Source organism: Bifidobacterium anseris, from assembly GCF_002860345.1.
GTDB lineage: Bacteria > Actinomycetota > Actinomycetes > Actinomycetales > Bifidobacteriaceae > Bifidobacterium > Bifidobacterium anseris.
In genome coordinates this window covers 209,963-220,996 of record NZ_NMYC01000003.1, presented here as the reverse complement: position 1 = coordinate 220,996, position 11,034 = coordinate 209,963, and the positions used below count along the sequence as shown (strand labels likewise).

Below are 11,034 nucleotides of genomic sequence, written 5' to 3'. Positions count from 1 at the left end.
GGCTGGCGGCGCAGGGTATCACGAATGGGTATTCGGATGGTCGTTTTGGTTATGGTGATCATCTGAATCGTCAGGATATGGCGATCTTCCTGTATCGTCTGGCGACGGTGCATGGCGTGGCGGGTGCCGCGTCGTTCACGCCGTCGGATGCGGATTACCAGCGGTTCTCGGATGTGAAGCGTGGTTCGTATGGTGCCAAGGAGATCCTGTGGCTGGCTCGTAATGGCATTTCGCAGGGTTCGAATGGCCGGTTCAAGGGTAATGACAAGCTGACTCGTCAGGATATGGCGGTGTTCCTGTATCGCTATGCGTTGCTGGCGGGTGTGCCCGGTGTGGGTTCGTATGCGCCGTCGGATGCCGAGTATGCCCGGTTCTCGGATGTGAAGCGTGGCACGTTCGCTTCCAAGGAGATCCTGTGGTGCGCGAAGGTGGGTATCACGCGTGGTAACGCGAATGGTACGTTCGGCTATGGTGACAAGCTGACGCGTTCGGCGATGGCCGCGTTCCTGTACCGCCTCGACAAACTCATCTGAACGACCCAGTTCGCGATGATGTAAAAGCCGTGGATGCGATGTGATGGAAATCATCACGTCGTATCCACGGCTTTTCCGCTTCCTGATGTACGGACAGCACGATTACAGCATGCGTCCGCTGCGCCGTTGGGACGCGATGTCCATGATCGGCACGCAACGCAGATACACGGCGAGTGATTTAACCTTATTTGTGTTCGTCATGTTGCGGATGCCCAGAGCCTTGATGCGGGCGGTGACGAGTTTCCTCGTGGATTTCACGAAGGCCTTGTACTCACCGGGCTTGAAGCGCTTGCGCGATTCATAAGCCCAGATGATCGCTCCGGTCAGATAGCGGATCGACCAGTTGAGCTCCTCGGTGCGCAGCTGCGGATAATAATGGGACTGGGCGAAACGGTCGATGATCTGGATGAAATGCACGGTTCCCTCACACATCGCCTGGCTCTTCACGCCAAGGATCGAATTGGGGCGCACGCGGTAGTTGTACAGCGGCTCAGGCAGGAAATAGACGGCGTTCGCCGCGTCATAAAGCAGATACGCCGTGCCCATGTCCTCCATCAGATAGCCCTTAGGGAACCGGATGCCGGTGTCGTAGACGTTTCGGTGCACAAGGTAGGACCATGCGAAGTTCTGCACCTTGTCGTCCCACAGTAGCTTGAGCGCCTGCTCGGAGCTGCGTCGACCCTCGGAAGGGAACTTCTGCACGTCGTCGGAGGGCCTTACGACGCTACCGTCGTCGCTTGCGCTGTTGTATTCGAAGACGACGAGGTCGGAATCGGTGCCGAGCGCGACGCCAAGCGCACGTTCGACGAGGTTCGGCTGGATCCAATCATCGGAATCCACGCAGTAGACGTACTCGCCGTGCGCACGGTCGATGCCGTAGTTCCTCGCGTCGGAAAGTCCTCCATTCGGTTTGTGCAACGCCGTGATACGTGCATCCTTTTCGGCCCATGCATCACAGATCGCGCCGCAGCCATCCGGCGATCCGTCATCCACCAGAATGATCTCCAGATCGGGGTAGGTCTGGTCGACGATCGATTGCACGCAATCGTCAAGATAATGTTCCACGTTGTAGATTGGCACGATGATGCTCACCAATGGTCGCTGGCTCTTTGGCACGGTATCCTCTCCTCAGATGCGTTTTCCCGATTCTCCCTACGCATCCTACAGCAACGGCATGAGGGCCTCGCCGTCGTCGAAGGACGTTCACAGGAGCCGATGTACATCAGGTGAAGAACGGAACGCTTCGCGCCGCCAATCGGCCATACTGGCTATACTAATCAGGGTGCAAAAAGGTCCGGTCTTGATGGCGTGCAAGCAACACCGGCGAGCCTAGGAGGAAAGAGCGGAACGATGCGATGGTACCATGCGTGGATCGGTGATGGGGGGTACTTCCGGAGATGATGCTGTATGGAATCGTATTCGCGGTGGCCATCTTCTTCGCGTTCTGCGCGGATCTGTGCCAACGTGAGGCCATGCCGGTTTTCAGGAGCGTCCTCGCGCAGCGTACGCCGCATGCGGAGTTGCGGACAAGCCGACGGCTGGATCTGGCTGGAGCCCGGACTTTGCGTAGGACGTTCATCGCGTTGTCCGCGCTTGCGTTGATCCTGCTTGCCGGTTTGCGGTACGACACCGGCATCGATTACATGTATTCGTATGTGCCTTCGCTGGAGGAGACGCGCGTCGGATATACGCCGCATTACGATCCGCTGTTCAATTTCATCATCTGGATCTTCGCTCAGTTCGAAAGCAACCAGTGGTTCTTCCTCGCGATGGCCGCGTACACGTCGGCCATGATGTACTACGCGATCTGCAAGCAGTCGCGGTTCATCGTGCTGCCGGTGACGCTGTACATCGTGACCTTCCACTACCTGCGTTCGTTCTGCTTCGTGGCCCAGTACTTCTCCGTCGTCACGTTCCTCGTCGGCACCGTGTTCCTGCTGCAAGGCAGGTTCATCAAGGCGTTCGCGCTGGTGGCGCTGAGCTGCTTCCTGCATCTGAGCGGCATCGTCGTCATCCCGTTCTGCCTGCTGTTCTTCCTGCCGCATCACGCGATGGCCGTTGTCTCCATGATCCTTCCCTGCTGTGCCTACCTGGGGCAGTCGGTGGTGCGCGTGTTCGCCGAACGCTTCAGCATGAGCACGCGATTCGACTACTACATCACCGGCCAATACGACACTGCGTACTCGGACACGCGTCTGACGATGATCAATCTGGCCATTTTCATGATTTTCGTCGCGATTTATTTGCTGGGAACGAACGGTGTGCGTCAGGACAAGAAGGCGAACTGGTATCTGCTGGCGCAGAGCTTTGCACTCGCGTTCTGCTTCCTGCAGACCGTGTTGCCGGTCGGATACCGCTTTGTCTGGTATTTCATGATCATCCAATGCATCTCCATTCCGTATATGCTGCGATTTGTCCTGCGTGGCACGGCCTATTATCTTGCCGTGACGCTCATCATCATGTGCTTTGCGGCATGGATGGTGGTGTATCAGGTGCATGGGTCCTCCGAGGTCCTGCCGTACACCTTTATTTTCGACACTTCGACCGTATACTGGTAGCTGGTATGCATTCGTTCGCATTGGTGTCGAGAGCAACTGAGAGATGAGAGAAATGAGTAAAACCGACATGGATGACAGAATTCGCGTGGCTCAGGTGATGGGTCGTATGAACAAGGGGGGCGTCGAAGCCACCATCATGAACCTGTTCAGATACACGGATCATTCCCGTTTCCGCTTCGATTTCATTGTGCAGGAGGACTCGAACTACATTCCGCGCGAGGAGATCGAGGCCTTGGGAGGGTCTGTTCATGTGATTGCGCCATACAAGCATCCGGTGCACTATGTTCGTGAGCTCTCGCAGGTCCTCGATCGGATACGGCCGGATATCGTGCATGCCAACGTCAATGCGCTCAGCGTAATACCGCTCGCCGTCGCCCAGCATGAGAACGTTGGCGTCCGGGTCGTGCACAGCCATAGCACAGCCCATTCGAGCGAAATCGCCAAGACGGCGGTGAAGAACATGCTGCGCCCGTTCTCCAAGTGGAAGGCGACCGATCTGGCGGCCTGCGGCGAGCTGTCGGCGCGCTGGCTCTACGGGGACCGTGCAGTGGACGGCGGTCGTGTCCATTTCATCCGCAACGCCATTGAGCTCGATTCCTACGCCATGCAGCCGGACGTGCAGGCCAAGAAACGCGAACTCGGTCTGGATGATGGTCTCATCGTTGGTCAGGTGGGGCGTCTGTGCGTGCAGAAGAACCAGATCTTCACCCTCAAGGTCTTCGCGGCGTTGCTGTATGAACGGCCGGACGCGACGCTGCTGCTCGTCGGCGCCGGCTCCGGACGGTATACGCGCAAACTGGAACAGGAGGCGCACAGGCTCGGCATCAGCGACCATGTGCACTTCCTGGGTGCGAGGAACGATGTAGCCGAACTCTACCATGTATTCGACGTCATGGCGTTCCCGTCCAAGTACGAAGGACTTCCGCTGAGCCTCATCGAGGCGCAGGCGGCGGGCTGCCTGACGGTCGTGTCCGATGAAGTCACGCGGGAGGTCAACATCGTCTCCGGGTTGATCGCCAATCTGCCGCTGTCTGCTTCGCCGCGGCGCTGGGCCCGACAGCTGCTCGAGATGGCCGGCAAAGGTCCGACAAATGACGAGCAGCACGGAAATAACGTGCGGCTGCTCGCCGAGGCAGGATACGACATCAGGGAAAGCGCCAAACAGGTGAACGCTTGGTATGAAAAGCTCCTCGACGAGCACCATCAGGGAAAGGCGAGTCAATGAGCGGCACGGACAAGCCATCGGTCCTCGTCTCGGAGATCAGCGGCAACTGGGGCGGTATCGAGGCGTTCCTCGAGAACGAGGTGGCACCGCTGCAGGACGAATTCGACGTCTACTGCATCGCTCAGAACGACGATCCGGCGATCCGTGCGCGCCTGACGATCCCGGATGACCATGTGCTCACCGTCTCCGAACGGTACGGTTCATTGGCGTACCGACATCATATGCGACAGATCTACGGCCGTGGATTCGACATCATCCATCTCAACAAGAACTCGCTCGTCAAATATCTGCCGCTCACGTTGGCGCGCAAGGTCTCGCCGCGCAGCAAATGCATCCTGCACTCGCACAACACGAGTCCGTCGTCGAAGTCACCCCTCGCGTTTCTGCATTATCTGACGCGTCCTTTCGTGGTCAGGCATGCGCAATGTCTGCTTGCCTGTTCGCAGACCGCGGCCTCCTATCTGTTCGGACCAAGTGCGCAGGATGCCACGATCGTCCGCAACGGCATCGATGTGCCGCGTTTCACCTTTGATGAGCGCAAGCGGATCGAGGTGCGCGAAGCCTGGCATATCCCGGCCGACGCGACGGTGCTCGTCAATGTGGCGCGGCTGAGCGACCAGAAGAACCAGACGCGCCTTGTCGAGATGTTCGATGAATACCGCAAAGGCGACCCCTCGGCGTTCCTGCTGCTGGTAGGAGAAGGGGAGCGTCGTCCGCAGATCGAGAAGATCATCGCGCGCCGGGGATTGGAACGGCATGTGAAGCTCACGGGACGACAGCAGGACATCGGCGCCTATTACAGCGCCGCTGATCTGGCTGTATTCCCGTCCTTGTTCGAAGGATTGCCGGTCGCGTTCATCGAGGCGCAGGCGAATGGCATCCCGATATTGGCTTCGGATGCCGTCACGAAGGATGCCGATGTGCTTGGCGCGATGTGCTTCGAGTCCCTGTCCGCGCCGGACGCGGTCTGGGCGGACCACATCGCGGCCTTGTCCGTATCGGGCCGCGCATTGGACGGAACCATGCGGCGGAACGCGGCCGAACGGATGGAACAGGCCGGCTATGACGCGAAGAACGCCAGCGAGACGTTGCGGCGCATCTACCGTCGTCTGCTGGCGTCCTGAGGCGCGTTACCGCGTCACTTCGCGAGATGGTTGTGGATTCGGTACAGGAACGCAGCCATCGCTTCTCGCGACAGCTTCGAGTTGCCGCCGAAGGTGCCGTCCGAATTGCCGAGTGTGATTCGTGCATCCGCCAACCACAGAATCTCCTTGGCCGCGAAGGTCCCTCGCTTTACGTCCTTGAACCTCGCATAGTCGTCGTCCGTGGGCGTGAAATTCTTGACGGATTGCGCGCCGGCGAGATTCGCGAAACGGAACAGGAAGATCGCCATATCCTGACGTGTGAGCGTCTGGGTGCCGTTGAATCTGCCGTTCGAACCGCGCGTGATGCCGACGCTGGCGAGCCACAGAATCTCCTTGGCCGCGAACGACCCCTTGCGCACGTCCTTGAATTTCGCATAGTCGGCTTCGGAAGGCGTGAACTCCGCTACTCCCTCCACATGTTCAAGCATCGCCATGCGATACAGGAAGATCGCCATGTCCTGGCGGGACAGCGATTTGCCGTAGCCGTAGGTGCCGTCGTTGTTTCCCCGTGATATGCCGTTCGCCGCAAGCCATTCGATCTCATCATGGAAGGATTTGCCGTTGGGCACGTCGGAGAAGCGGTCCGGAATCGTCATCGTGATGCTCGCGCTCTTGCCGCCGGCGCTCGCGGTGATCGTCGCCGTGCCGACCTTGTTCGCCGTGACCTTGCCTTCGCCATCCACCGAGGCGATGTAGTTCGAAGACGACGACCAGCTGACCGTCTTCTTCGTCGCATCATCCGGCTTGACGACGGCCTTCAGCGCGACGGTGCCGCCGGTGTGCAGCGTGATCGCGCCGTCCTTGACGCCGTCGCCGCTGATCGTGACCGATTCGACGGCGATCGTCGGCGCTTCGCCGCGCACGGTGACCGTCGTGGAGACATCGCGCCCACGCACCTTGCCGTGGACGGTGAAGGTATTGCCCGGCGTCGCGTATTGCTCGGGGTCAATCTTGTCCCAGACGACGCCTTCGCCGGTCACGTTGCCGTCGCTCCATGTCGCCTCCGCATAGTTGCCCATGTCCGGTGCGACACCCGGGTCGGTCCACTTCGGCCACACCTTGATCGAGGAGATCGTGGCCGTCGTGACGGTGACCCGGCGGCCGCTCCAGCTGCCGTTGTGCGCGGAGTCCTCGACGTAGTAGCGGACGCGGTACGTGCCCTCCTTATTGATGTCCACCTCATTGAGCGGCACCGTGATGCGGTCGGTGATGTCGCCGTCCACGTCGTCATGCGCCTGCACGCCGAAGAGCGGGTCATAGGGTTCGCCGAGCGTGCTGTAGGTGGGGAAGACACCGCTGATGTCCGGCGGGGTCTTGTCCGCATGCTCGACGGTGACGTTGCGGTAGACGATGCCGCTGTACAGATAGTCGCGGTCGTCCGATTCGCTGAACCTGACCGAGTAGACGCCGCTGTCCGAGACGTCTTTCCACGTGACGGTGCCGGTTGCGGCATCGTAGACGCCGCCCTCCGGGGAGATCTTCTTCGGGCGCAGATAGCCTCCCGCACGGCCCTTCGCCGTGGCGACCGTGACCTCGCCGCCGGCGTCGACGGTGACGTCGCCCGCGTTGATGCCCTGGTTGTCATTCATCGAATACTGCTTGGGAGAGAAGCCGGCGAACGGCGACATGTCGCTGATCGCGTTGTTCTCCAGCTGCAGGCGGTCGAGATGTGTGGCCCTTGCCAGCGGGGAGACGTCGGTGAAGGGATTGCCCGACAGCCAGATGGAGCCGCAGTTCGGCCATTGGTCGATGAAGGAGACGTCCTCGATGAGATTCGAGTAGATGTCCGCCCAGCCGAGCTTGGGCACGTTCGTCATCGTGGAGAAGTCCTTGATGAAGTTGTTGCCCAAGCCGATGCCCCACAGTTCCGTCTTGTTCGCCAGTGCGGAGACGTCGCTGATCGAGGAATTGTAGATCTGCACGTCATAAAGATGTTCGCAGCCACGCAGCGGCGTGAGGTCGCTGATCTGGTTGTCCGAAAGGTGGACCGTCTTGAGGTTCTTCAGATGTTCGACGCCCGAGAGCACGGTGATGCCAGTGTTGTCCGCCTTGATCTCGGTGACTGAATCGAGCTCCTCGGCGGTGATGACATGCGTGACGTCGGTGTCGAGCTGCTTGGCGATGACCTGAGCGAGCGCCTTGTCCGGGAAGCAGTCGGCGATCGTCGTCGTGCCGTCGCAGGTCGTCGTGACGGCCTGCGTGATCACCTGCTCGTGCTTGCGCGGCTGCGCGGGCACGCCGGTGTCCGTCGTCATGTCCGCTTCGTTTTCGAAGACCACTTTGACGCTGATGCGGCCGGAGAACGGACGGTCTCCGGACTTGCCGCCACCTTGCGATTCATACCGCGCGATGAAGGTGATGCCGCTGTACATGTCCGCGGTCGTCTTCCAGGACACCTGGCCAGTGGAGGCGTCGAAGACGCCGTTGTTGTCGATGCCCATGGGCGTGATGGGCTTGCCATCGTAGCCGATCGGCATCGAGGCCGTGACGGTGTCGCCATGCTTGACCGTCACCTTCGTCTTGATCGCCTGACCCGTCATGACGAGGTATTCCTCGGGGTCGGACGTGATATTTGCGGCGCTGAGCACGCTGTTCGTGCTCAGGTCGCCGCCTTTGAGCGCCGTGAGTCTGTTGACGACGTCCGCGTTGGAGATCTCGTTGCCGGACGCCCACAGGTATTCGAGGCTCGTCATGCCGCCGAGCGCATCGATCGACGTGATGGCGTTATGCGACAGGTTGAGCGTCACGAGCGACGTGAGCGGCGCGAGCGGCGCGACGTTGGTGAGGTTGTTGTCGCCGAGGCCGAGCTTCGTCAGGGCGGTGAGCGTGGAAAGCGGCGTCAGATCGGCGATGAGATTGCCATAGAGTTCCAGATTGGTGAGCTTTGTCAGCGTCGCCATCGGTTTGACCGAGACGATGTCGTTATTGGACAGCTGCACGGTCGTGAGGTTCGTGAACGTGTCCAGTCCAGTGAGGTCCTTGATGCCGGCGTGCCGGGCGTTGAGCGAAGTCAGGCCGGCGACCGCGTCCGTTGTGATGACGGTGTCCGCGTCGGCGTTCGCCGTGGTCGCGACGGCTTTGGCGAGCGACGCGTCCGGAAGGCATTGCGTATAGGTATTGCTGCCCACTGTGCATGACGATGTATCGTGCGGTGTCTCCTGCGCCGTAGCGCCAAGCGCGGTGAACGGCACCATCGCGAGGGTCAGCAGGATTCCGATCGCCTTCCGGCGCAACGATGCGAGATCCATGATGTCCTCCATCCCTGTCGTTGGTTCCTCTCTCCATTGAGAAAACACATGGACGAACATTATATCGGTCGGCAAAGGAAGGTGTCAATCATCGCAAAGGAATGCATGTGGCCGGTGATATCCGGTCGCGCCTCTTCGTCGCTCGTCGGTATTATGGGATGGTTTGCGGAGAGATGTGCTGCGAGAGGAACAGTGGTGCGGATATGGAACGTCATGCGCAGAAAATAAGTGTGATCATCCCGGTATTCAATAATGAACGATATTTGCCCCGATGCTGCGACAGTGTGCTGGGACAAACCTATAAGGATATCGAGGTCGTGCTCGTGGATGACGGTTCGACGGACGGCACACCGACGCTGTGCGATCGCTATGCGGCCCAGGATGCGCGCGTCAAGGTCGTGCATCAGTCGAACGGCGGCGAAGGAGCGGCTCGTAATGCCGGGCTCGCGGCGGCGAGCGGTGACTGGATCATGTGGGTGGACAGCGATGACTGGATCGAGGAGCGGTGGATTGAATATTTCGCCGATCAGCTGCATCGGCATCCGGACGCGGATGTGGTCATCACCGGCACCGGCGTAGGCGTGTGGCGGCACCCCGAGCCGTTGCGTCAGTTCCTGATGGACAGGATCGTCCATACGATGTGGACGAGTTGTACGCGGCGCGGCCTCTATGATGGGCTGACCTTCACCGATCAGAAGATCGGCGCCGACGTGCTCATGCAGATTCAGGTGGTGTGGAAAGCGGCGACGGTCGCCGTGATTCCGCGTTCATCCGGATACCATTACGAGGATAACGAGCAGTCGGTCACGCGTGTGGGGAGCATCCGCACGCGGCTCGGGTGGCCGAAGCGCGCGGATCTCGAACTGGCCTTTGTCAGGAACGTCGCCCCGCAGATGCTCAACTGCGCGCGTTTCGACGTCATGCGCGGCGCTGGCGTCATCATCGAATCGGTTCGCAAGTTGGACGTGCCACCTGAGGAGCACGCGCAGAAGCGGGCATTGCTCAAACGGTTGCGCGGCTACGTGTGGAACGGCCTGTTCCATCTGCCGCTGCGTTCGATGCGCCGCAAGGAATACGCCACGGCATTGGGCAGTCTGAGGAAGGCGCTGCGATGACGGGCAGGGAGGTCGGGAAGACCGAGGATCCCATGAAAGGACGCCATCGTAGCGCGCGGACCACGAAGACGCGCCGCAACTCCAGCGTCGAGCTGCTGCGGCTCGTGTCGATGCTGATGGTCGTCGGATACCACTACGTCTATGTGGGCGGCGGCGGATGGCTGGCGCGGCAGCCGATGTCCATCGCGAAGCTCGTCTACCAGTTCGTCTATATGGGTGGCGGTTGGGTCGCCAATTTCATGTTCTTCGCGATGTCCGTATGGTTCCTGATGGACCGTGAGCATACGCTGACGAGCGGCCTGCGCCGCGTCTGGATCCTCGAACGGCAGCTGCTGTTCTGGAGCATCATATTGTTGGCCGTCACGTTGGTGCTGCATCATGAGGGCGTCTATGTGGGCGATGGCTTGGCGATGACGGCTGTGCGCAGCGTGTTTCCGCTGAGCACGAATCTGTGGTGGTACGCGTCCGCCTACGCGTTGTTCCTCGTGCTGCTGCCGTTCCTCAACGACGGTCTGCGGCGACTGTCGAAGCGTCGGCACGGGCAGCTCGCCGCCGTCTGTCTCGTCGTGTGGGGCGTCGGGGGATTGGTGCCTCACGTGGAGTTCGGTCTGACCGACGCGAGCGTCTTCGTGTTCATCTACTGGTATGCGCTCATCACCTACTACCGCTGGCATATGCGGGAACTGGACGTGCGCTCATGCTGGGCGCTGATCGGCGCTGGCATCGGCATCGAACTGATGTATCTGCTGGCGGCCAACGCCATATTCATGGCCACGGGACGGATGGCCGGCATGCAGATGTTCATCTTCGACCACTGGCGGCTGCCATCGATGATGATCGGCGCCGGCATCCTGCTGCTGGTACTGCGCTGCCGGTTCCACAGCGTATTCGTCAACGTCCTCGCTGCCTCCGCGTTCGGCGTATACCTGATCCATTTCTATCCGCCGATCTTCCGATGCTGGACGACGTATCTGCCGCTGCCGAAGATCTTCGGCAGCGCACATCCGATCATCTCCGGCGCATTGGTCATCCTGATGGTGTTCACGGTGTGCCTGATGCTGGACCTGCTGCGTCAGGGCCTGTTCCGCCTCACCGTGGACCGGCATCGGGGCGCATGGTTCGACCGTTTGGCGGCGGCTGTGCGGGGCCGTCGCGTGCGTCGTCGCACAGCGCCGGAGGGCGGCGCTGTGGATTCGACGGAGTGAAGGGG

At 60.4% G+C, this 11,034-nt stretch carries 8 protein-coding genes; 6 read left to right on the top strand and 2 right to left on the bottom strand.

What is annotated here, in order from left to right; translation table 11 throughout:
* A partial coding sequence (locus tag CGZ88_RS05135; protein ID WP_133120901.1) for an S-layer homology domain-containing protein occupies window positions 1–533 on the top strand: 533 nt, incomplete at its 5' end.
* Window positions 534–635: 102 nt separating this feature from the next.
* Here the strand turns inward: CGZ88_RS05135 and CGZ88_RS05130 are convergent.
* Window positions 636–1,649, bottom strand: a complete 1,014-nt coding sequence (locus CGZ88_RS05130; RefSeq protein ID WP_101671286.1) for a glycosyltransferase family 2 protein — start codon at window positions 1,647–1,649, stop codon at window positions 636–638.
* A gap of 446 nt (window positions 1,650–2,095) precedes the next feature.
* Here CGZ88_RS05130 and CGZ88_RS05125 point away from each other — a divergent pair, with 446 nt between their 5' ends.
* From CGZ88_RS05125 to CGZ88_RS05115, 3 genes are all read left to right on the top strand, one after another.
* Complete coding sequence (locus CGZ88_RS05125; RefSeq protein WP_165778720.1) at window positions 2,096–3,091, top strand: EpsG family protein; 996 nt, start codon at window positions 2,096–2,098, stop codon at window positions 3,089–3,091.
* 67 nt (window positions 3,092–3,158) lie between these two features.
* Window positions 3,159–4,316, top strand: a complete 1,158-nt coding sequence (locus CGZ88_RS05120; RefSeq protein WP_165778719.1) for a glycosyltransferase — start codon at window positions 3,159–3,161, stop codon at window positions 4,314–4,316.
* Window positions 4,313–5,440, top strand: coding sequence for a glycosyltransferase (locus CGZ88_RS05115; protein WP_101671283.1), 1,128 nt, complete (start codon window positions 4,313–4,315; stop codon window positions 5,438–5,440). The genes CGZ88_RS05120 and CGZ88_RS05115 overlap by 4 nt, the downstream gene beginning before the upstream one ends.
* A gap of 14 nt (window positions 5,441–5,454) precedes the next feature.
* On the opposite strand, the gene CGZ88_RS05110 is transcribed toward CGZ88_RS05115, so the two are convergent.
* A complete protein-coding gene (locus tag CGZ88_RS05110; protein ID WP_165778718.1) occupies window positions 5,455–8,709 on the bottom strand; it encodes a leucine-rich repeat domain-containing protein in 3,255 nt (1,084 codons plus the stop codon).
* Window positions 8,710–8,810: 101 nt separating this feature from the next.
* On the opposite strand from CGZ88_RS05110, the gene CGZ88_RS05105 reads away from it, so the two are divergent.
* Together CGZ88_RS05105 and CGZ88_RS05100 are read left to right on the top strand one after the other, a co-directional pair.
* On the top strand, window positions 8,811–9,824 hold the full coding sequence (locus tag CGZ88_RS05105; RefSeq protein WP_101671281.1) for a glycosyltransferase: 1,014 nt from the start codon (window positions 8,811–8,813) through the stop codon (window positions 9,822–9,824).
* Window positions 9,821–11,029: an acyltransferase family protein gene (locus CGZ88_RS05100; RefSeq protein ID WP_101671280.1), complete on the top strand. Its 1,209-nt coding sequence runs from the start codon at window positions 9,821–9,823 to the stop codon at window positions 11,027–11,029. The genes CGZ88_RS05105 and CGZ88_RS05100 overlap by 4 nt, the downstream gene beginning before the upstream one ends.
* Window positions 11,030–11,034: the final 5 nt, after the last annotated feature.

Coding starts and splice junctions, on each gene's coding strand:
- CGZ88_RS05120 (WP_165778719.1), top strand. CDS start 3,159: ATGGATGACAGAATTCGCGTGGCTCAGGTGATGGGTCGTATGAACAAG.
- CGZ88_RS05115 (WP_101671283.1), top strand. CDS start 4,313: ATGAGCGGCACGGACAAGCCATCGGTCCTCGTCTCGGAGATCAGCGGC.
- CGZ88_RS05100 (WP_101671280.1), top strand. CDS start 9,821: ATGACGGGCAGGGAGGTCGGGAAGACCGAGGATCCCATGAAAGGACGC.
- CGZ88_RS05105 (WP_101671281.1), top strand. CDS start 8,811: ATGCATGTGGCCGGTGATATCCGGTCGCGCCTCTTCGTCGCTCGTCGG.
- CGZ88_RS05110 (WP_165778718.1), bottom strand. CDS start 8,709: ATGGATCTCGCATCGTTGCGCCGGAAGGCGATCGGAATCCTGCTGACC.